Below are 20,756 nucleotides of genomic sequence, written 5' to 3'. Positions count from 1 at the left end.
CAACCACTCCCGTCACCACTGGCCTCGACCAGTGTTCTTGAGCCCCGACCACGAAGGGCGGTCACGTTGATCAACGACATCAGCGATCCACCCCTCCCATCACGGGGTCGATGGACGCCACCGCGACGATGACGTCCGAGAGCATGCCGCCCTCGCTCATCGCCGAGACGCCCTGCAGGTTCACGAACGAGGGGTCGCGGAAGTGCGCCCGGAACGGGCGGGTACCGCCGTCGGACACCGCGTGACACGCGATCTCGCCCTTGGGCGACTCCACCGCGAAGTAGGCCTGGCCGGCCGGGACCCGGAAGCCCTCGGTGACCAGCTTGAAGTGGTGGATCAGCGCCTCCATGGACTCGCCCATGATGTGCGCGATGTGCTCGGGCGAGTTGCCCTGGCCGTCCGCGCCCACCGAGAGCTGCGCAGGCCACGCGATCTTGCGATCGGCGACCATGACGGGCTGGCCCTGGGTGGACTCGAGCCGGTCGATGCACTGCTCGACGATCTTGAGCGACTCCCACATCTCCAGCTGGCGGATCATGAAGCGGCCGTAGGCGTCGGGCTCGTCGCGGGTGATGACGTCGAAGTCGTACGTGTCGTAGCCCCAGTAGGGCTGCTTGACGCGCAGGTCCCAGTCCAGGCCGGTCGAGCGCAGGATCGGGCCGGTGATGCCCAGCGCCAGCACTCCGGCGAGGTCGAGGTGGCCGACGTTCTTCAGGCGGCCCTTGAAGATCGGGTTGGCGTTGCACAGCGCCGCGTACTCGGGCAGGCGCTTCTTGAGCAGCGCGACCAGGTCGCGCAGCTGGGTGACCGCACCGTCGGGCAGGTCCTGGGCGACGCCGCCGGGACGGAAGTACGCGTGGTTCATGCGCAGGCCCGTGATGAGCTCGAACGACTTGAGGATCTCCTCACGGTCGCGGAACCCGCAGGTCATGACGGTCAGCGCGCCGATCTCCATGCCGCCGGTCGCGATTGCGATGAGGTGACTGGAGATGCGGTTCAGCTCGAGCATCAGCACGCGGATGATCTGGGCGCGCTCGGGGATCTGGTCCTCGATGTCCAGCAGGCGCTCGACCGCACCGACCCAGACCGCCTCGTTCGAGAACGGGGCGACGTAGTCCATGCGGGTGCAGAAGGTCACGCCCTGGGTCCAGGTGCGGAACTCCATGTTCTTCTCGATGCCGGTGTGCAGGTAGCCGATGCCGGCGCGGGCGTCGTGGACCTGCTCGCCGTCGATCTCGAGGATCAGGCGCAGCACGCCGTGGGTCGAAGGGTGCTGCGGGCCCATGTTGATGACGAGCCGGTCACCCTCGAGGCTGTCGGCGTTGATCGTGTCCCAGTCGCCGCCGGTGACGTTGAAGACCTGGCCGGAGGAGGACTCGGAGGTGTCGGCGTACGGGTCGGTGGTCACCATCAGGAGTAACTCCTTCGGCTGTCGGGCGCGGGGATGAAGCCACCCTTGAACTCGACGTCGATGCCGCCGAGCGGGTAGTCCTTCCGCTGCGGGTGGCCCGGCCAGTCGTCGGGCATGAGGATCCGGGTCAGGTGCGGGTGGTCGTCGAAGACGATCCCGAACATGTCCCACGTCTCGCGCTCGTGCCAGTCGGCGGTCGGGTAGGTCCCCACGATGCTGGGGATGCGGGCATCGCCCTCGGGGCACGTGACCTCGAGGCGGATGCGGCGGTTGTGGGTCATCGAGAGCAGGTGGTAGACGGCGTGCAGCTCGCGGCCCGTGTCGCCGGGGAAGTGCACGCCGCTGACGCCGCTGAGCAGCTCGAAGCGCAGTGCCGCGTCGTCGCGCAGGTGCCGCGCGGCCTGCGCCAGCAGCTCGCGACGGATGAAGAACGTGATCTCGCCCCGGTGGACGACGACCTTCTCGATCGCGTCGGCCAGGCCCTCGCCACCGGCGAGCCGCTCGGCGACCTCGTCGAACCAGCCGCCGTACGGCGGGATCGACGCGCCGGGCATGACCACCGGGCGCTGCAGTCCGCCGAAGCCGGTGGTGTCGCCGGTGCCGTGGACACCGAAGGCACCCTGGCGGACCTCGACGACCTCGAGCTCGACGGCGTCGGACTTCTTCAGCTCCGCCCGCGTCTCGAATGAGGCGTCCTGGGTCTCGTCACGCTTCGGCGCCTGGTTCTTCTGCTTCTCGTCGCTCATCGCATGAGTCCCATCTGCGAGGAGGTGGGCAGCGCCGCCAGGGCGGCAGCCTCCTGCTCACGGATCTCGGCGTTGCGGTCGGCGCCCAGCTGGGTGTGCTGGATCGAGTCGCGCAGCTTGAAGATCGCGTCGATCAGCATCTCGGGGCGGGGCGGGCAGCCGGGCAGGTACATGTCGACCGGGACGACGTGATCGACGCCCTGGACGATCGCGTAGTTGTTGAACATGCCGCCGGAGCTGGCGCACACACCCATCGCCAGGACCCACTTCGGGCCGGGCATCTGGTCGTAGATCTGGCGCAGGACGGGGGCCATCTTCTGGCTCACCCGGCCGGCGACGATCATCAGGTCGGCCTGGCGCGGGGAGGGCCGGAAGACCTCCATGCCGAACCGACCGGAGTCGTAGCGGGGGGCGCCGAACGTCATCATCTCGATGGCGCAGCAGGCCAGGCCGAAGGTGGCCGGCCAGAAGGACGCCTTGCGGAAGTAGCCGGCCAAACCCTCGACGGTGGAGAGCAGGACGCCACTGGGGAGTTTTTCCTCGAGGCCCATCAGGTCCAGTCCATTCCGCCGCGACGCCACTCATAGACGTACGCGATCGTGATGTTGAGCAGGAAGAGCATGACGGCGAAGAACGCGAACCAGCTGAGCTCGTCGAACGCGACGGCGAACGGCAGCAGGAACACGACCTCGATGTCGAAGACGATGAACATCATCGCCGTGAAGAAGTACTTGATCGAGACCTTGCCGCCGCCCTCGGGCAGGGGGCTGGGCTCGATGCCCGACTCGTAACGGTCGAGCTTGGCGCGGTTGTACCGGGACGGCCCGGTGAACGGTGCGACACCGACGCTGAACAGCGCGAACGCCAGGGCGAGACCGCCCAGCACCAAGATCGGGATGTATGCGTTCACGGCACCTCCAGTCACCCGCCGACGAACCTTGTGAAGATCTTCACAGGCTCTGGGTTCACCACTCTAGTAACCGCGTCCCACGGACGTGTGAGTTAGGCAACACTAACTGGGAAACGGCCTCACATCGGGCGCTCGGCGCGATGCACCGCGACGATTCCGCCGGTGAGGTTCTGCCACGTGACGGGCCCCCACCCGGCCTCGGTCATCCGGATCGCCAGGCCGCGCTGGTCGGGCCACGAGCGGATCGACTCGGCGAGGTACACGTAGGACTCGGGATTGGACGAGACCGTGCGCGCGATCGCCGGCAGGGCCCGCATCAGGTAGTTGGAGTAGACCGTTTCGAACGGCTTCCACGTGGGGGTGGAGAACTCGCACACCACGATCCGGCCGCCGGGGCGCGTCACGCGGAGCAGCTCGCGCAGACCCTGCAGGGGGTCGTGGATGTTGCGCAGGCCGAAGGAGATCGTGACGGCGTCGAACACGCCGTCGGCGAAGGGCAGCGCCATGCCGTCGCCGGCCGTGAAGTTCAGGCCGGGGTACTGCTGCTTGCCGACCTCGAGCATCCCGATGGAGAAGTCGCACGGCACCACGTGGGCGCCCGCCTCGGCGAAGGGCGCGCTCGACGTGCCGGTGCCGGCCGCCAGATCGAGGATCCGCTCGCCACGGCGCGGAGCGACGGTCTCGACGACCTTCGTGCGCCAGCGGCGGTCCTGTCCCAAGGAGAGGACGTCGTTCGTCAGGTCGTAGCGTGCCGCGACGGTGTCGAACATGCGCGCGACGTCACGGGGATCCTTGTCCAGCCCGGCTCTCATCTGGCCACCTTCTCACGTCGGGCGGACAGCGGTCGCCCGGGCCGTTCCCCGGTCCCGCACCGGCCTCACCGGGCCGCGAGTAGGCTGGCGCGAGTGAGCACGCTGGCGACCGATGGACGGCCTGAGCCGCTCGTCGCCAGGTCCCGCGAGATCGCCGACCCGGGCGACCTGCTCGGCCTGTTGCCGCCTTCCCCCGACGCCTTGGCCTGGGTGCACGGCGGCGACGGCGTCGTCGGCTGGGGTCGCGCCGCGAGCTTCAGCCCCGACGGGCGGGGTCGCTTCGATGCCGCCGACGACTGGTGGGCCGACGTCGTCGAGTCCTCCGTGGTCCGCGACGAGGTCGAGCTGCCCGGCAGCGGCCTGGTCGCCTTCGGCAGCTTCACCTTCGCCGACCGGCCCGGCTCGAGCCTGACCGTCCCCGAGATCGTCGTGGGGCGCCGCGACGGACGGTGCTGGGTCACCACGATCGGTCGTTCCCTCGGCCCGGTCCCCGACCTGACCGCGACCACGCCCTCCTCCCCCGTCGGCACGAGCTTCGCCGACGACCCCCGGCGCCGCGCGGCCTGGACGGCGACGGTCCAAAAGGCCGTCCAGCGCATCCAGGCCGGCGGCCTCGACAAGGTCGTGCTGGCCCGATCGGTCGAGGCGACCTTCGACGAGCCGCTGGACGTGCGCTCGCCGCTGGCCCGGCTGGCCCGGACCTACCCCAGCTGCTGGACCTTCCACGTCGACGGGTTCTTCGGCTCGACGCCCGAGATGCTCGTCCGCCTGCAAGGTGGCCTGGTCACGTCGCGCGTCCTCGCGGGCACGATCCGGCGGACCGGCGACGACGCTCGCGACCTGGGGCTCGCCGCCTCGCTCGCACGGTCGAGCAAGGACCTCGAGGAGCACGAGTACGCCGTGCGCTCGGTCGCCGACGCGCTCGCACCGCACTGCACGGGCATGAACGTCCCCGAGGCGCCGTTCGTCCTGCACCTGCCGAACGTCATGCACCTGGCCACCGACGTCACCGGCGTGCTGCGCGACGACGCAGGTGTCCTGGCGCTCGTGGCCTCGCTGCACCCCTCCGCCGCAGTGGGCGGCACGCCGACGGCGGACGCCGTGCGGGTCATCGCCGAGATCGAGGGCCTGGACCGGGGCCGGTACGCCGGCCCGGTCGGCTGGATCGGCGCCTCCGGGGACGGCGAGTGGGGCATCGGCCTGCGCTCGGCGCAGGTGGCACCCGACGGTCGCAGCGCCCGGTTGTTCGCCGGGTGCGGCATCGTCGCCGACTCGGCGCCTGCCGACGAGCTCGCCGAGGCCGACGCCAAGCTGATCCCCGTCCGCGACGCCCTGACCTGACCGCGGGCTCGTCGGTTTACCACGGGACCGTGGTAAACCCGCACGTCCCCAGGGAAGTTTCCCTGGGGAAGCGCTGGATTCCCATGTGACCGTGGTAAACCGACACCGAGCCGTCCGAGGGAGCCGGTACGGTCGCGGCATGCGGCGATTCGACACGGCCGAGCGGCGGCGACGGCTGGGCGTGCGCCATGCACTCGCCGCGCCCGTGGGCACCCCCGAGGAGGTGACCGCGGCGGTCACGGCCCTGCACAGCACCGATCCGGCCTCGATGATGCTCTCGGTCCTGGCCCGCATGGCCGAGCCGTCGGTGGCCGAGGTGGAACGGGCCCTTTACGACGACCGCACCCTGGTCCGCCTGCTGGTCATGCGGCGCACCGTGTTCGCCGTGCCCGCGGCCGATGCCGGGGCCTACCTCGGCGCCACGCGCCAGTCCGTCGCCGAGTCCGAGTACCGCAAGCTCGTCGCCCTGGTGGCCGGCTCGGCGCTGGCCGAGCCGGAGCAGTGGCTCGAGCGGGCGCACGCGGCCGCCCTGGCCGCCGTCGACCGGCTCGGCGTCTTCAGCAGCGCCGACCTGGCCGCGAGTGATCCCCTGTTGGCCATCCGGATCGAGATCTCCGCGGGGACCAGGTACGCGACGCGGCAGTCGATCGCCAGCCGGCTGCTGACCGTGATGTCGGCCCAGGGCCACGTGGTGCGCGCACGGCCCGCCGGGACGTGGGCGTCGACGCAGTTCCGCTGGTCCTCGATGCGGCAATGGCTGCCGCAGTTGACCGACGTGCCCGATGCGGAAGAGGCGCGCGCCCTGGTGGCCCGGCGGTGGCTGGCGCGCTTCGGCCCGGCCCGCCCCGAGGACCTGAAGTGGTGGACGGGCTGGACCAAGGGTCACACCATCGCGGCGCTGGCGAGGCTCGCGACCGCCGAGGTCGAGCTGGACGACGGCACCGGGCTCGTGCTGGCCGACGACCTCGACCCCACCCCCGATCCGGAGCCGTGGGTCGCCCTGTTGCCGGCGCTCGACCCCACGACGATGGGTTGGAAGCACCGCGACTGGTACCTGGGCCCGCACGCCGACCAGGTCTTCGACACGAACGGCAACGCCGGCCCCACCGTCTGGAAGGACGGCCAGATCGTGGGCGGGTGGGCGATCCGTGACGACGGCACGGTCGCGGTCCGGCTGCTGACCGACGTCGGGGCCGAGTCGGCCGCCGCGATCGAGGCGCGCGCCCACGACCTCGAGACGCAGCTGGCCGGTACCGTCATCAAGGCCCGGGCCCGGGGCTGGAGCCCGGTCGAGCATGACCTACGCGACTGAACCGCGCACCTGGGTCATCGGCGTCAGCTGCGCGTAGCGCGGCGAGAGCCCGTCACCGCTGGACCGACCCGTCACCCGCCGCTTGATCCACGGGCCGAGGTACTCGATCGCCCACTGCACGTTGGCCTTGAGCCGCTCGGGCCACGTCAGCGGCGCAGGATCGGCCAGCACCAGCGGCACCAGGTCGTGCTGCACGCCCAGGGCGTCGAGCACGGCGATGGCCATGCGCTGGTGGCCCGCCGCCGACATGTGCATCCGGTCGGTGTCCCACAGGCGGGCGTCGCGGTAGTCGGTCAGGTGCCAGTAGTCAACCAGCGTGGCTCCGTGGCGCGCGGCGATCTGGCGCACCGCCTCGCAGTAGCGCTCGAACCGGTGCCGCACCATCGCGTAGGTGCGGGTGTCCCCCGGGTCGGCCGCGGTGAACATGACGACATGGGCGCCCGAGGCCACGAGCCGCTCCACGGCGCGGTCGTACTCGGCCAGGATCGCCTCGAGATCGACCTTCGGCCGCATGATGTCGTTGGCGCCGGCGTAGATCGTCACCAGGTCCGGCGCCAGCGCGATCGCGGGCTCGATCTGCTCGGCCACGATCGGCACGAGCTTGCGGCCGCGGATGGCCAGGTTGGCGTACAGCAGGCCCCCGCCCTGGGCGCGATCGAGCGCCGCAGCGAAGCGGTCGGCCCAGCCACGGACGCCGTTCGGCAGGGCCGGATCGGGATCGCCGACGCCCTCGGTGAACGAGTCGCCCAGGGCCACGTAACGCGAGAAAGTCACCACCTGAGATTACGGGGGGCCGTCTCACGATCGATGTCGCGGGCTCACCAGCGTCATGGGAGGAACGCTCCCGTCCTGATTGGAGACCGACATGACCCCGCTGAAGAAGACCTCGGTCCGAGGGCTGACCCTCGGCACGACCGGTGCACTCGTCGCCGGCCTGATCGCGGCGACCGCGACGCCCGCCGGCGCGGCGCCCGTGGACGTACCACCGGCCAAGACCGTCAGCGGCGAGCTGGCCGGTCCGATCGGCATGGAGGACGACGCGGCCGGGAACATCTACGTCGCCTCGCAGAACAACGACTCCGTCGTCGTGCACCGCAAGAACGCGTCGGGACCCTCTGCTCCGCTCCGGCGGATCAGCGGTGCCGCAACGGGCCTGAACGGGCCGCGGGACGTGGCGCTGGACGCGAACGGCTTCCTCTACGTCTCGCAGATCGACGGCACGGTCAGCGTCTTCGCGCCGAACGCGGACGGGAACGTGGCACCGGTCAAGACCTTCGGCACCGGAGCCGGACCGGCATGGGGAGTCGACGTGGCCGGCGGCGAGATCTACGTGCGCAAGTCCGACCGTTACAACGTCTACGCTCCCTCGGCGACGGGCGCGACCGCGCCGACCGAGCGCTCCGTCACAGGTCTCGGAACCGGCCAGTCACTGGCCGTGTCGGGCTCGAAGGTGTGGGTGCCCAACGGCACGCAGCTGAGGGCCTACTCGCGCTCGGCAGACGGTGCGGGCGCGACGCCGATCCAGTCCGTCACCAACGCCCTGCCGAACACCGAGATCAACGGTCTCGACACCGATGCGGCCGGGCGCGTCCACGTCGCCACGTTCAGCCCTGCCACGGTCCGGGTGTTCGCTCCGAACGCCGACGGCGCGGAGGCGCCGCTGAAGGTGCTCGGCGGTCCGGCTTCCGGGCTGAGCCTCGCGACCGGGCTCACGGTGCTGGGCAACGGGTCGTTCGCCGTCGCTCACTTCTTCCAGGCGAAGTACTCGGTCTTCCCCGACCTGTTCCGCAAGCCGGTCACGAGGCCGGGCAAGGTGCGCGCCCTGAAGGTCCGCGGCAAGGCGGTCTCGAAGAACCGCAAGATCAGCTGGCGCGCTCCCGCCTCGAACGGCGGCGCCCGGATCACGGCCTACCGGGTCATCGTCCGCAAGGGCGGCAAGGTCCTGGTCAAGCGCACCGTCAGCGGCTCGCGGAGGTCGCTCGTCGTGAAGCGGGCCAAGCTGCGCCGAGGCGTGGACGCCGTCTACGTCCAGGCACGCAACGCCCAGGGCTACGGACCGGTGGTGAAGAAGAACTTCCGCGTCCGCAAGTAGCACCCGACGGACCGAACGCCCCGAGCCCTCGCGGACTCGGGGCGTTCGACCACGCTCAGCGGCGCTTCGGCAGGGTGCCGGTGCCGCCGTGCAGGACCGTGAGCAACTGCGCGAACCGGCTCTCGGTCTTCTCGTCGCGGGCCATCGACTGCAACATGATGACCGGCTTCATCCGCTGGCGCGTGATCGCCTTCGGGTACGTGAACTCACGCAGGCCGTCGGGTCCGTGGATCCGGCCGAAGCCCGAGTCGCCGACCCCGCCGAACGGCAGCCCGGGCACGGCGGCGAACGCGATGACGGAGTTCACCGAGGTCATCCCTGAGCGGATCCGCGACGCGATGTCCATCGCGTGCTTCTTGCCGAACACCGCGCCGGCCAGGCCGTACTTCGTGGCGTTCGTCAGCTCGACGGCCTCGTCCATGTCCTTGACCGGGTTGACGACCAGCGTCGGACCGAAGGTCTCCTCGGTCACCGCGAGGGAGTCCTCGGGGACGTGGGTGAGGATGGTCGGCTGCACGAAGCGCTCGCCGACCGCGTCGGCACCGCCCAGCACGGGCCGGCCGCCGCGGGCGATCGCGTCCTCGATGTGGCTGCGGATCACGTCCAGCTGCTTGGGCATCGTCGAGGGGCCATAGACGCCGCCGTCGTCGTACCCGGGGCGCAGTCCCTCGGCCTGGCGCAGCAGCTCGGCCATGAACGGGTCGAAGACGCGCTCGTGGACGTAGACGCGCTCGGTGCCGATGCAGGTCTGGCCCGCGTTGGACAGGCCACCCCACAGCGCGGCCTCGGCGGCGGACGCCAGATCGGCGTCCTCGTCGATGATCATCGAGTCCTTGCCGCCGGCCTCGATGACGACCGGGGTCAGGTTCTCGGCGCACGCGGCCATGACCTTCTTGCCCGTCGCCGACGATCCGGTGAAGGCGATCTTGTCGACGTCCGCGGTGCACAGCGCGCTGCCGGTCTCGCCCAGGCCCGTCACGAGGTTCAGGACGGGACGACCATGGACGACCTCGGTGAACGTGTCGACCAGCAGGCGTCCGACGCCCGGGGTGTACTCGCTGGGCTTGAACACGACCGTGTTCCCGGCCGCGAGGGCGTAGGCGATCGAGCCGATCGGCGTGAAGACCGGGTAGTTCCACGGTCCGATGACGCCGACGACGCCGAGCGGCTGGTACTCGACGGACGCGGCCTGGTTGGTCATCAGCAGGCCGGACGCGACCTTCTTGCGGCCGAGCACCTTGGGCGCGTGCTTCGCGGCCCAGGCGATGTGGTCGATCGCCAGCCCGGCCTCCAACAGCGCGTCGCCGTGCGGCTTGCCACCCTCGCGGTGGACCTGGTCGGCGACCTGGTGCAGGCGCCGCGTCAGGACGCTGCGCCACTGCAACAGGTACTCCTTGCGGCCCTCGAAGCCCAGGCCCTGCCACCAGCCCGTCGCCTCGCGTGCGGCGGCGACCGCGGCCTCGACCTGCTCGCGGCCGTCGATCGGATGGGTGCCCACGACGTCGCCGGTCGCGGGGTTGAACGAGTCGAAGGTGGGCTGGGGTTCGTCGGACGATGCGACGTCGGGCTCGATGGTGGCGGTCATGTCAGGCTCCTCGGATGAGATCGGCGGCCTTCTCGCCGATCATGATGGTGGGCGCGTTGGTGTTGCCACGCGTGACCCGCGGCATCACCGACGCGTCGGCGACCCGAAGGCCTTCGACGCCGTGGACTCGCAACTGCGGATCCACGACACTGCCCTCGACGGTACCCATGGCACACGTGGAGGTCGGGTGATAGAGCGTCTGACCCAGGCGCGAGACGACGTCGATGATCTGGTCGTCGGTCGGCTGACGCATCGCCGGCTCCCACGGCTCGTCGAGCAGACGGGTCAGCGGGCCCTGCCAGACCAGGTCGAGCATCCGGCGGTAGCCGCCGAGCATCGCGTCCAGGTCGGCCGGGTCGTCGAAGTAGGCCGGATCGATCGCCGGGTGCCACGTCGGGTCGGCCGAGCGCAGCCGGATGCTGCCGCGGCTCTGGACGTTCACCAGGGTGGGCGCGATCGTGACGGTGCGCCGGACCGGCTCGTGGATGCCGTTGTCGTAGAACGCCGTCGGCGCGACGTGGATCTGGATGTCAGGCAGCGCCAGGTCGTCGCGCGAGGTGTAGAACGCGCCGCCCTCGCCGACGTTCGAGACGAGCGGACCGGAACGGGTGGCCTTCCAGCGCAGCAGGTTCTTGACCGAGATCGCCTCGGCGAGGTCCGTGGTGTTGCGGGTGTGGATCAGCGTGCCGGCCACGGGGTGGTCCTGCAGGTTCTGCCCCACGCCGGGCGAGTCCACCACGACGTCGATGCCGTGCTCGCGCAGGTGCGCTCCCGGCCCGATGCCCGAGAGCATGAGCAGCTGGGGGCTGTTGATCGCGCCAGCCGACACGATGACCTCGGCCTCGGCCCGCACGACGTGCTCGAGCCCGTCGGCGGTGCTGCGGTACGCGACGCCGGTGGCCCGGTTCCCCTCGAGCAGGATGCGCGACACCAGCGCGCCCGTGCGGACGGTCAGGTTGGGCCGGGTCATCGCGGGGCGGATGTAGGCGTCGGCCACCGACCAGCGCGCGCCACGGCGGTTGGTCACCTGGTAGATGCCGGCGCCCTCCTGCTCGGCGCCGTTGAAGTCGTCGTTGCGCTTGAGACCGCCGGCGACGGCGGACTCGACGAACGCCTCGGTCAGCTCGTGGGTGAACCGGCGGTCCTCGACGACGACGGGGCCTTGCGTGCCGTGGAGAGGGCCCGCGAGCCGCTGGTTCGCCTCGGACTTGATGAAGTACGGCAGGACGTCGTCATGGCCCCACCCCGTCGCACCGTAGGAGTCGCGCCACTCGTCGTAGTCGGCGGCGTTGCCCCGGATGTAGATCATCGCGTTCATCGACGAGCATCCGCCGAGGCCCTTCATGCGGGGCCAGTGGGCCCGCCGGCCGGCGAGGTGCTTCTGCGGGCTGGTCTCGTAGTTCCAGTCCCAGCGCGTCTTGAACAGCGTGCTGAAACCGGCCGGGACCTTGATCATCTCGTCGTCGTCGGCGGGACCGGCCTCCAACAACAGGACGCGACGGTCGCGGTCCTCGGTCAGTCGCGCGGCGAGGACGCCGCCGGCGCTGCCCGAGCCGATGATGATGTAGTCGAACGCCTCGTCGGCCATGCCCACTCCTGCTCCAGCGCAACTCGGTGTGACGCTGGCCACAAACCTAGACGGCGGCGAGACCCGAGACAACCGACTGCAGCGCACGCCTCCCGGCGCGGGTGACCTGGACCTCGAGCACCTCGATGCCGACGGGGGTCCGGCTCAGGTATCCCTCGAGCTGACTGGCCTGGACGAGCCGGTGCTTGATCCCGTGCGCGGCGCACAAGGCGTCGATCTTGGTCCGGGTCGGAGTGCCGAAGACCCGCTCGAAGGCCGAGGAGTACTCGGGCGATCCCTGCTCGAGGGTGTGGAAGATGCCGCCACCGTCGTCGTTGAGCACGACGATCGTCAGGTCGGGACGAGGCTCGATCGGACCCATCAGCAGCCCGTTGGCGCCGTGCAGGAAGGTGAGGTCGCCCATCAGCGCGATGGCCCGTCCGTAGCTGGTCAGCGCCGCGCCGATGGCCGTGGAGACGGTGCCGTCGATGCCCGCGAGGCCCCGGTTCGCCAGGACGCGCGGCCCCGGGACGCGCACCGGCGCCACGAGGTCGACGTCGCGGATGGGGTTGGAGGAGCCGAGCACGAGCAGCCCTGGCGTGGCCGCCTCCCAGACGGCCTTCGCGACGACGAACTGCTCGGCGTGGAGCAGCGCGTTCTCGATGCGGTCGCCGGCCTGGATCCAGCTGCGCACCCAGGACTCGTCGCCCGAGCCGCGCACCGAGATCCGGTCGGCGAACGTGACGTTGGCACCGGGCACGCCCGGGAAGGTCGAGGCGTCGCCGACGTGCACGGTGGGCAGGTTCGTCCGGGTGAGCAGGTTGGTGACCGGCCTCGAGAGCGTGGGGTGCCCGGCGCTGACGATCCGCTCGATCCGCTCGATCAGGCGGCCGCCCAGCACGATCCGGCCGCAGGCGATGGACGTGGGCGCGCTGCGCAGGCCCGACGACGGCTCGGCCAGAATCGGCCACCCGGCCTGCTGGGCCACGGCGGCGAGCGCCGGATCGGCGCCGTCCCCCGCGACCAGGACGGTGCGAGGACCGGACTCGAGCACCTGGGTGCGGCCCGACACGGGCGCGCTCATCGACCACGAGTTCTGCGGGAACTGCCACGACACCGACTCGACCAGCGGCTCGTCGAGCTCGACGTTCAGGTGGACCGGCCCACCCTCGCGCACGGCCCCGGCCAGACCCGTGATGCGGTCGGTGAAGGTGATCCCGGGGAACATGCCGGGCTGGATCGTCGTCTGGTTGGCGCCGGTCCCCCGCAGCCGCGCGGGCCGGTCGGCGGTGACCGCCAGCAGCGGGACGCCCGCGTGCAGTGCCTCGAGCAGCGCGGGATGCAGGTTGGCCACTGCGGTGCCGGAGGTGGTGATGACGGGCGTCAGTCGGCCCGAGGCCTTGGCCAGGCCGAGTGCGAGGTAGCCGGCCTCGCGCTCGTCGACGCGCACGTGCAGGCGGATGAGGCCCTGCTCGTCGGCCGCGTACAGCGCGAGTGCGAGAGGGCCTGACCGCGACCCCGGGGACAGCACGGCCTCGGTGACCTCCTGCGCGAGCAGGGCGGCGACGAGGCGCCGGGCGACTTCGACCGCTCTGTCATCACTCACGACATCTCTCCCTCACAACATCTCCCGGACGTGGGCCAGACGGGCTTGCCAGCGTTCGTCGGTCTCGGGCGGGGCCGCGACCAGCGCGAACGCCTCCTCGTCGAGGACCGGGCGCGTCGGGTAGAGGTGGCCGTCCACCGGCTTGAGCGGGTGGGTGACGACGTCGCCGGTGAGCAGGTGGGCGGTGCCGATCCCGCACGCGTACGGCAACTCGGGCAACGCCGCGGCCAGCGCGACGCTGGCGGCCAGGCCGATCGAGGTCTCGACCGCACTGGAGACGCTGACGGGCATGCCGATCTGCTCGGCGATGCGCAGGCAGGCCCGCACCCCGCCCAGCGGCTGCACCTTCAGCACGGCGACGTCGGCGGCGTCGAGGTCGCGCACCCGGAAGGGATCGGCGGCCCGACGGATCGACTCGTCGGCCGCGATCGGGACGTTGACCTTGCGTCGCACCTGCGCGAGCTCCTCGACCGTGGCGCACGGCTGCTCGACGTACTCGAGCCCTCCGGCGACGTAGTCGAGCTTCTTGATCGCCTTGACGGCGTCCTTGACACTCCAGCCGCCGTTGGCGTCGATGCGGATCAGTCCGCCGGGCAGCGCGTCACGGATCGCCGCGACCCGCTCGACGTCGTGCTCCAGGGTCTCGCCGGCCTCGGCGACCTTGAGCTTGATCGTGCCGCAGCCGCTCTCGACCGCGATCCGGGCGGCATTGGCACCGTCGCCGACCGCCGGGACGATGCCGTTGATGGGCACACATTCGCGCACCGGCTCGGGCCACGGCTTGGTGGCCGCCTCCATGGCGGCCTGCAGCCACGGCAGCGACGCGACATGGTCGTATTCGGGGAAGGGGCTGAACTCGGCCCAGCCGGCCGGGCCCTCGGCCAGCATCCCCTGACGGTTCTCGAGACCACGGAAACGCGTACGCATCCGGATCGAGTAGGTGCGGAACTCCACCCACGAGAGTATCCACGGTGCGGGCTCCTCGTTCCAGCGCACCCACATATTCGCCACCCTGCGAAGCGGTGCCGCCGTGCCTACGGTGGACGCATGTCTGACATCGCCATCGTCGGCGGGCACGGCCACGTCGCCCGCCTGCTCATCCCCCTGCTCACCGAACGGGGCGACCTGCCGGTCGCCCTGGTCCGCAACCCCGACCACGAGGCCGACCTGCCGGGAGCGGCCATCCGGCTGCTCGACATCGAGGCGGCGACGGTCGACGACTTCGCGACGGCGTTCACCGACTGCGACGCCGTGGTCTTCGCCGCGGGCGGCGGTCCGGACGGCAAGATCGAGCGCAAGAAGTCGGTCGACCTGGAGGGCTCGTTGAAGTCCATCGAGGCCGCCGAGCGGCTGGGGATCAAGCGGTTCGTCCAGATCTCGGCCATGGGCGTGGACACCGATCCCGGTGAGGACGCCGGCGAGGTGTGGCAGGCCTACGTCGAGGCCAAGCGCGGTGCCGACGAGGCCCTGCGCGCGAGCTCGTTGGACTGGACGATCATCCGGCCCGGCGCCCTGACCGACGACGACGGCACCGGCCGGGTCACCGTGGCCGAGACGACCGATCGAGCCGAGATCCCCCGCGCCGACGTCGCCGCCCTGGTCGCGGCCGCCCTGGTCGACGACCACACGATCGGCAAGCAGTTCGAGGCCATCGGCGGCGACACCCCGATCGCCGAAGCCCTCGCGAGCCTCTGAGCACGCGGCAGTCTCTCCGGTCAGCCGGGGAGGCTGCCCCCCGCCAGCGTCCGCCGGTCGGGCTTGCCGTTCGGCAGCAGCGGCAGGGCGTCGAGTCGGTGGACGGCCCGCGGGGTCCACGTCCGCGGGTACCCGAGGCGCTGGAGCGCTGCGCCGGCGCGCTCGCGGTCGAGATCGCCCACCACGTACGCCACGACGCGCTGGCCCCACTCGGGATCGGCCTGGGCCACCACGACGACGTCCAGCACGTCGGGTTGGTCACGCAGCGCGGACTCGACCGCGGCGAGCGGCACGTTGACCCCGCCGCTGACGGCCACTTGGTCGGCTCGGCCGAGGACGCTCAGGCGCCCGTGCTCGTCGATCCGGCCCAGGTCGTTGGTCACGAGCCACTCCCCCACGCCCTCGGCCAGGACCGGTCCGGCGATCGCGATCCGGCCGTCGTCCTCGATCCGCAGGCGCACCCCCTCCAGCGGCACCCCGTCGTAGACGCAGCCGCCGCAGGTCTCGGTCATCCCATACGTGCGCACGATGCGCACGCCAGCCTCGGCGGCGAGTTCCAGCACGGCCCGCGGGGCGGCCGCACCGCCGAGCAGGACCGCGTCCAGCGACGCCAGCGCCTCGGCACGGCCGGACTCGACCAGCCGGAACAGCTGCGTCGGCACGAGGGAGGCGTAGCGACGCTCACCGGTCAGGGCGGCCACGGCCGCCTCCATGTCCAGGTGGTCGTCCAGGTACACGGGCTCCGTGCCCGCGAGGATCGAGCGCACCAGCACCTGGAGCCCGCCGACGCCGGTCGGCGGCAGTGCCGAGAGCCACTGGCCGGGTCCGCCGAGGCGCTCCAGTGCGGCGTGCGCCGAGGCCAGGACGGCGTCGCGCGACAGCCGGATCGGCTTCGGCTCGCCCGTGCTGCCGGAGGTGAGCACGACCAGCGGATCGCCCCCGTGCTCGACCCACGGGTGGAGCAGGCGCGCGACCTCGCGCGCCGAGCCGGTGACGGGAGCGAGGGAGGCGGCCACCCGACCACTGTAGATCCGTGCCCGCCGGGCCCTCCTAGACTCACGGGGTGAGCACGCCGACCGGACTGAACCTGTGGATCGAGGGTGCCCGGTTGCGCACCCTGCCCGCCGCCATCGCCCCCGTCGCCGTCGGCACGGGCGCCGCGGCCTTCGACGACGGTGCGGTCTGGTGGAAGGCCCTGCTCGCGCTGGGCGTCTCCCTGGCCCTGCAGATCGGCGTGAACTACGCCAACGACTACTCCGACGGCATCAAGGGCACCGACGAGAACCGGGTCGGCCCGCTGCGCCTCGTCGGCTCGGGACTCGTGGCCCCCGAGAAGGTCAAGGCGGCCGCCTTCGGATTCCTGGGTCTGGGCGGACTGCTCGGCCTCGTGCTGGCCGCGACCTCCGGGTGGTGGCTCATCGCGGTCGGCGTCCTCGCGATCCTGGCCGCCTGGGGCTACACCGGGGGCAAGAACCCCTACGGCTACCGCGCCCTCGGCGAGGTCAGCGTCTTCGTGTTCTTCGGCCTGGTCGCCGTGCTGGGCACGACGTACGTCCAGCTCGGGCACGTCAACGCGGTCAGTGTGGCCGGCGCGATCGGCGTCGGCGCCCTCGCGTGCGCGATCCTCGTGGCCAACAACCTGCGGGACATCCCGACCGACACCGAGACGGGCAAGCGCACGCTCGCGGTGCTGCTCGGTGACCAGCGCACCCGCTGGTTCTACATCGCGCTGGTCATGGTGGCGTTCGTCATCGTCGTGGCCTGGTGCGCGACCGTGACCCCGTGGGCGCTGCTGGCGTGGATCGGCATGCCGGCCGCCGGGCGCGCGGCCGCGATGGTGCGCACGGGCGCTGCGGGACCGGCGCTCATCCCCGTCCTGAAGGACACCGGGATGGGCGAGCTGCTCTACGCCGTCGGCCTGACGGTCGGGCTGTTCATCGGCCCGGTGTGAACGTCCCCGTCCGGGTCAGCTCGGCCAACTGCCGCAGGTGCGGCGTCGGGTCGAGCCCGTGCTCGGCCACCCAGCGGTCGTCGAAGTAGGTGTGGGTGTAGCGATCGCCGCCGTCACACAGCAGCGTGACGATCGATCCCTCGCGACCCTCCTCGACCATCTGGGCGGCCAGGCCCAGCGCCGCCCACATGTTGGTGCCGGTGGAGCCGCCGACGGGCCGTCCGATCAGGTCGGAGGTCCAGCGCATCGCGGCGATCGATGCCGCATCGGGCACCCGGACCATGTCGTCGACCACGCCGCCGACGAACGACGGCTCGACGCGGGGCCGGCCGATGCCCTCGATGCGCGGGCCCACGTCGGTCGTGACGTCCGAGCGGTCCTGGTCCCAGCCGTCGAAGAACGCCGAGTTCTCGGGATCGGCGACGAGCAGCCGGGTGGCGAAGCGCCGGTACCGCACGAACCGGCCGATCGTGGCGGACGTGCCTCCGGTGCCCGCGCTGACGACGATCCACGACGGGATCGGGTGCGGCTCCGCGGCCATCTGCGCGAAGATCGACTCCGCGATGTTGTTGTTGCCGCGCCAGTCGGTGGCGCGCTCGGCGTACGTGAACTGATCCATGTAGTGCCCATCGCACTCGTCGGCCAGCCGCTGCGCCTCGGCGTACATCTCACGCGGGCCGTCGACGAAGTGACAGCGACCGCCGTACCACTCGATCAGCGCGATCTTCTCGGCGCTGGTCCCCCGCGGCATGACCGCCACGAACGGCAGGCCCAGCAACCGTGCGAAGTAGGCCTCGGAGACCGCGGTCGAGCCGCTGGAGGCCTCGACGATGGTGGACCCGCGGTGGATCCAGCCGTTGCACAGCGCGTAAAGGAACAGCGACCGCGCGAGCCGGTGCTTCAGGCTGCCCGTCGGGTGGACGGACTCGTCCTTGAGGTAGATCTGCACGCCGGGGAACGGCAGGTCCAGCGCGTGCAGGTGGGTGTCGGCACTGCGGTTCGCATCGGCCTCGACACGGCGCACCGCCTCGTCGAGCCAGGCGCGTTCGTCAGTCGACGTCTTCGGCACGACGGGACTCCTCGATCCGGTCGTTCAGGGACCGAGCCCGCTCCTGCAGCTTGAGTGCGACACGGTCGCGCATCGAGCGCAGCGCGATGATCGAGATGATCGACGACACGATCAGCGCGATCAGCAGGACCCACAGGTCCAGCACCGCGCCACCCTCGAACACCAGTCGCGACAGCCCCCACAGGACCGCCCAGGTGGCGAGGAAGACCCCGAGTCGAGCCAGCGTGTACGTCCAGAAGGCCTTCATGACCCGAATTCTAGTGGCTGGCCCCGAGTGGCCCGGGGGCGGTGACGGCCTCCGGCGTCACCCCGCGCGGCTGGATCGGGGTCGGTACGCTCGCCCCATGGGCAAGGTCTTCCTGGTACTCGCAGCCGTGGTCCTTGCGGTCTACTGCCTCTACGACCTGGTGGCCACGCCCCGCGATCGCGTCCAGCACCTGCCGAAGTGGGGCTGGGCGCTGCTCATTGCGCTGGCGCCCTATGCGGGTGCCCTGCTGTGGATCATCTTCGGCGTGGCCAAGGGTCGCTCCACCGGTGGGCCGCGGCGTCCCGGGCCCCCGCGCCCGCTCGGGCCCGACGACGACCCGGACTACCTGCGCGGCCTCTGACCGACTCAGGTGTCCCAGCGGAAGAGCCGCGCCGACACCAGCGTGCAGACGGCGGCGAAGGCCAGCAGGATGCCCATCGGCTGCCACACGGCCTCGAGGCCGTGGCCGCGCACCATCACGTCGAGCATCCCGTCGTTCAGGTGCCGCAGCGGCAGCAGCCGGCTGACCGCCTGCAGCCAGTCCGGCGCCCCCTCGAGGGAGAAGAACGACCCGGACAGGAACGCCATCGGCAGGACGATGAAGTTGGCCAGGCCGACGGCGCCCTCCTCGGTCCGGCTGACCGATCCGGCGAGCAGGCCGACGGCGAGGAACGCGAGGGTCCCGGCCAGGACCAGCGGGATCACGAGGGGCCACGAGCCGGTCAGCTGCAGGCCGAACCCGAAGACCGCCAGCGAGATGAAGATGGCCGTCTGGCCCAGCGCCACCACGAGACTGACTCCCACCCGGGCGAGGACGACCGACGGCGTCCGGACCGGCGCGAGCCGCAGCCGGCGCAGCAGTCCGCTGCGGCGCCAGTTCACGAGGTTCGTGGCGGCGCCGAACGTCGCGCTCATGGCGATGGCCCAGCCGAGCAGCCCCGGCGTGACGTACTGGATCGCCTCGAGTGACTCGTCCTCGACCTGACGCGTGTCGAGCGAGTACGTGGGCGAGACTCCGGCCTGGGTCAGGTTCGCCGCGTCGACGATGCCCTGGAACGTGGCGCGCACGCGGGCCGCGGCCACCTGGTCGGCCTGGGAGTAGTGGACGACCAACCGGTCGCCGTCCTCGCTGACGACGGCCGCGAGGTCGCCGTCGCGCACCTCGCGCAACGCCTCGTCCTCGTCGGTGACCTTCTCGATGTCCACGCTCTGCTCGAGCGCCGCACGCGCCTCGGGCGGCATCCGGTCCAACGCCGCGACTGCGCCGACCTGCCCGACCGGCAGCTTGCTGGCGCCCTGGTCGTCGAGCAGGCCGCCGAAGACGACCAGGAACATCAGCGGGAACAGGACGGCCCAGAACAGCGTCATGCGGTCGCGGACGAACCCGAGGAACATCGCCCGGGTCAGCGACAGGAAGGACCTCACGAGCGGTACTCCCGTCCGGTCAGGTCCAAGAAGACGTCCTCGAGGGTCGCCCCCGAGGCGGTGAGTCCGTTCAGCGCATCGCGCCGCGCCAGCTCGGCCAGCACCTCGGCGGGTCGGCGGGTGGAGATCTCCGTGCGATCGGGGTGGACCGTGACCTGCTCGACACCGGCGATGGCCGCAGCCTCGCTCTCCGCGATCGCGCCGGGAGCCAGACTGATGCGGGTCGGGGCGTCGAGATCGCGCACCAGCGCGGCGGGCGAGTCGAGCTTGAGCAGACGACCGCGGTCGATGATCGCGACCCGGTCGCAGAGGAACTCGGCCTCCTCCATGTAGTGCGTCGTCAAGATGACGGTGCGTCCCGACTCGTTGAGGCCCTCCAGGAAGTCCCACAGGTTGCGGCGGGCCTGCGGATCCAGGGCGGCGGTCGGCTCGTCGAGGAAGACGATCTCGGGATCGTGCACCAGCGCGCACGCGATCGACAGCCGCTGCGCCTGCCCACCGGAGAGCTTCTCGACCCGCGCGTCGGCCTTGTCCTCCAGCCCGACCTCGACCAGGAGCTCGTCGACCCGCTCCGCCGGCGCCTCGTACAGCGCGGCGAACGTGGACAGTTGCTCACGCGCCGAGAGTCGCTCGAAGAAGGCCGACGACTGCAGCTGCACCCCGAGGCGGCGCTGCAGGGCCGGGTCGCGCTTCCACGGGTCGTGGCCGTCGATGGACACGGTGCCGGCGTCAGGCTTGCGCAGCCCTTCGATCATCTCCAGGGCCGTGGTCTTCCCCGCGCCGTTCGGGCCCAGCAGCCCGAAGAACTCACCGGTCTCGACCGTGAAGGTCAGGTCGTCGACCGCGACGAGATCGCCGTACGTCTTGGTGAGGCCGGCGACCTCGATGCGTGCACCCATGGGGCGACCCTAGATGACCAGAGCGGCCTCAGGTCCTACCGGGCCGAACCTCCGCATGCAATGATCCGACTCCACACAGTCGATCGGG

At 71.1% G+C, this 20,756-nt stretch carries 21 protein-coding genes; 6 read left to right on the top strand and 15 right to left on the bottom strand.

Annotation, left to right across the window (positions count from 1 at the left end):
* Positions 1 to 79: 79 nt before the first annotated feature.
* The 5 genes from H9L21_RS02090 to H9L21_RS02070 form a co-directional block, all read right to left on the bottom strand.
* On the bottom strand, positions 80 to 1,411 hold the full coding sequence (locus tag H9L21_RS02090; RefSeq protein WP_154595881.1) for an NADH-quinone oxidoreductase subunit D: 1,332 nt from the start codon (positions 1,409 to 1,411) through the stop codon (positions 80 to 82).
* A complete protein-coding gene (locus H9L21_RS02085; RefSeq protein WP_154595882.1) occupies positions 1,411 to 2,157 on the bottom strand; it encodes an NADH-quinone oxidoreductase subunit C in 747 nt (248 codons plus the stop codon). The genes H9L21_RS02090 and H9L21_RS02085 overlap by 1 nt, the downstream gene beginning before the upstream one ends.
* On the bottom strand, positions 2,154 to 2,708 hold the full coding sequence (locus H9L21_RS02080; RefSeq protein ID WP_154595883.1) for a NuoB/complex I 20 kDa subunit family protein: 555 nt from the start codon (positions 2,706 to 2,708) through the stop codon (positions 2,154 to 2,156). The genes H9L21_RS02085 and H9L21_RS02080 overlap by 4 nt, the downstream gene beginning before the upstream one ends.
* Positions 2,708 to 3,067: an NADH-quinone oxidoreductase subunit A gene (locus H9L21_RS02075; RefSeq protein ID WP_187411711.1), complete on the bottom strand. Its 360-nt coding sequence runs from the start codon at positions 3,065 to 3,067 to the stop codon at positions 2,708 to 2,710. The genes H9L21_RS02080 and H9L21_RS02075 overlap by 1 nt, the downstream gene beginning before the upstream one ends.
* Before the next feature lie 119 nt (positions 3,068 to 3,186).
* Positions 3,187 to 3,879, bottom strand: a complete 693-nt coding sequence (locus tag H9L21_RS02070) for a demethylmenaquinone methyltransferase (RefSeq protein ID WP_154595884.1) — start codon at positions 3,877 to 3,879, stop codon at positions 3,187 to 3,189.
* A 93-nt stretch (positions 3,880 to 3,972) separates the two neighbouring features.
* On the opposite strand from H9L21_RS02070, the gene H9L21_RS02065 reads away from it, so the two are divergent.
* Together H9L21_RS02065 and H9L21_RS02060 are read left to right on the top strand one after the other, a co-directional pair.
* Positions 3,973 to 5,220, top strand: a complete 1,248-nt coding sequence (locus tag H9L21_RS02065) for an isochorismate synthase (RefSeq protein WP_308209244.1) — start codon at positions 3,973 to 3,975, stop codon at positions 5,218 to 5,220.
* 139 nt (positions 5,221 to 5,359) lie between these two features.
* Positions 5,360 to 6,532 carry a winged helix DNA-binding domain-containing protein gene (locus tag H9L21_RS02060; RefSeq protein WP_154595885.1) on the top strand — a complete coding sequence of 391 codons (1,173 nt, stop codon included), beginning with the start codon at positions 5,360 to 5,362 and terminating at the stop codon, positions 6,530 to 6,532.
* Here the strand turns inward: H9L21_RS02060 and H9L21_RS02055 are convergent.
* On the bottom strand, positions 6,521 to 7,306 hold the full coding sequence (locus H9L21_RS02055; protein ID WP_187411710.1) for an SGNH/GDSL hydrolase family protein: 786 nt from the start codon (positions 7,304 to 7,306) through the stop codon (positions 6,521 to 6,523). The two genes, H9L21_RS02060 and H9L21_RS02055, sit on opposite strands and share 12 nt — an antisense overlap.
* A 91-nt stretch (positions 7,307 to 7,397) precedes the next feature.
* Here H9L21_RS02055 and H9L21_RS02050 point away from each other — a divergent pair, with 91 nt between their 5' ends.
* Entirely contained in the window at positions 7,398 to 8,624 is a 1,227-nt protein-coding gene (locus H9L21_RS02050; protein ID WP_154595886.1) for a hypothetical protein, read from the top strand.
* Between the two features lie 55 nt (positions 8,625 to 8,679).
* Here the strand turns inward: H9L21_RS02050 and H9L21_RS02045 are convergent, their stop codons facing one another.
* From H9L21_RS02045 to H9L21_RS02030, 4 genes are read right to left on the bottom strand one after another with little or no spacing between them, the layout of a single operon-like run.
* Positions 8,680 to 10,209: an aldehyde dehydrogenase family protein gene (locus H9L21_RS02045; RefSeq protein ID WP_154595887.1), complete on the bottom strand. Its 1,530-nt coding sequence runs from the start codon at positions 10,207 to 10,209 to the stop codon at positions 8,680 to 8,682.
* Position 10,210: 1 nt separating this feature from the next.
* Positions 10,211 to 11,797: a GMC family oxidoreductase gene (locus tag H9L21_RS02040; RefSeq protein WP_154595888.1), complete on the bottom strand. Its 1,587-nt coding sequence runs from the start codon at positions 11,795 to 11,797 to the stop codon at positions 10,211 to 10,213.
* 46 nt (positions 11,798 to 11,843) lie between these two features.
* Positions 11,844 to 13,382: a 2-succinyl-5-enolpyruvyl-6-hydroxy-3-cyclohexene-1-carboxylic-acid synthase gene (menD, locus tag H9L21_RS02035; protein WP_187411709.1), complete on the bottom strand. Its 1,539-nt coding sequence runs from the start codon at positions 13,380 to 13,382 to the stop codon at positions 11,844 to 11,846.
* 12 nt (positions 13,383 to 13,394) lie between these two features.
* Entirely contained in the window at positions 13,395 to 14,336 is a 942-nt protein-coding gene (locus tag H9L21_RS02030) for an o-succinylbenzoate synthase (protein ID WP_255467132.1), read from the bottom strand.
* A gap of 93 nt (positions 14,337 to 14,429) precedes the next feature.
* Between H9L21_RS02030 and H9L21_RS02025 the strand changes: the two genes are divergently transcribed.
* Positions 14,430 to 15,077, top strand: coding sequence for an SDR family oxidoreductase (locus tag H9L21_RS02025; RefSeq protein ID WP_154595890.1), 648 nt, complete (start codon positions 14,430 to 14,432; stop codon positions 15,075 to 15,077).
* Positions 15,078 to 15,097: 20 nt separating this feature from the next.
* On the opposite strand, the gene H9L21_RS02020 is transcribed toward H9L21_RS02025, so the two are convergent.
* Positions 15,098 to 16,093 carry an AMP-binding protein gene (locus tag H9L21_RS02020; protein ID WP_255467131.1) on the bottom strand — a complete coding sequence of 332 codons (996 nt, stop codon included), beginning with the start codon at positions 16,091 to 16,093 and terminating at the stop codon, positions 15,098 to 15,100.
* A gap of 47 nt (positions 16,094 to 16,140) precedes the next feature.
* On the opposite strand from H9L21_RS02020, the gene H9L21_RS02015 reads away from it, so the two are divergent.
* Positions 16,141 to 17,028 carry a 1,4-dihydroxy-2-naphthoate polyprenyltransferase gene (locus H9L21_RS02015; protein ID WP_187411708.1) on the top strand — a complete coding sequence of 296 codons (888 nt, stop codon included), beginning with the start codon at positions 16,141 to 16,143 and terminating at the stop codon, positions 17,026 to 17,028.
* Here the strand turns inward: H9L21_RS02015 and cds1 are convergent.
* Both cds1 and H9L21_RS02005 read right to left on the bottom strand, forming a co-directional pair.
* Positions 17,012 to 18,097 carry an L-cysteine desulfhydrase Cds1 gene (gene cds1, locus H9L21_RS02010; RefSeq protein WP_187411707.1) on the bottom strand — a complete coding sequence of 362 codons (1,086 nt, stop codon included), beginning with the start codon at positions 18,095 to 18,097 and terminating at the stop codon, positions 17,012 to 17,014. The genes H9L21_RS02015 and cds1 overlap by 17 nt on opposite strands.
* Complete coding sequence (locus H9L21_RS02005) at positions 18,078 to 18,344, bottom strand: DUF4229 domain-containing protein (protein ID WP_154595891.1); 267 nt, start codon at positions 18,342 to 18,344, stop codon at positions 18,078 to 18,080. Before H9L21_RS02005 ends, cds1 begins: the two co-directional genes overlap by 20 nt.
* Positions 18,345 to 18,441: 97 nt before the next feature.
* On the opposite strand from H9L21_RS02005, the gene H9L21_RS02000 reads away from it, so the two are divergent.
* Positions 18,442 to 18,705, top strand: coding sequence for a PLD nuclease N-terminal domain-containing protein (locus tag H9L21_RS02000; protein WP_154595892.1), 264 nt, complete (start codon positions 18,442 to 18,444; stop codon positions 18,703 to 18,705).
* A gap of 5 nt (positions 18,706 to 18,710) precedes the next feature.
* Here the strand turns inward: H9L21_RS02000 and H9L21_RS01995 are convergent, their stop codons facing one another.
* Both H9L21_RS01995 and H9L21_RS01990 read right to left on the bottom strand, forming a co-directional pair.
* The gene (locus H9L21_RS01995; RefSeq protein ID WP_222865825.1) at positions 18,711 to 19,769 is read right to left on the bottom strand and encodes an ABC transporter permease; all 1,059 of its coding nucleotides are present in this window, start codon (positions 19,767 to 19,769) and stop codon (positions 18,711 to 18,713) included.
* Entirely contained in the window at positions 19,766 to 20,668 is a 903-nt protein-coding gene (locus H9L21_RS01990; protein ID WP_154595893.1) for an ABC transporter ATP-binding protein, read from the bottom strand. The genes H9L21_RS01995 and H9L21_RS01990 overlap by 4 nt, the downstream gene beginning before the upstream one ends.
* Positions 20,669 to 20,756: the final 88 nt, after the last annotated feature.

It is taken from the genome of Aeromicrobium senzhongii (assembly GCF_014334735.1).
Taxonomy (GTDB): Bacteria; Actinomycetota; Actinomycetes; order Propionibacteriales; family Nocardioidaceae; genus Aeromicrobium; species Aeromicrobium senzhongii.
Note: the sequence above shows the minus strand (reverse complement) of the source record. Positions and strands in the feature narration are given on the sequence as shown.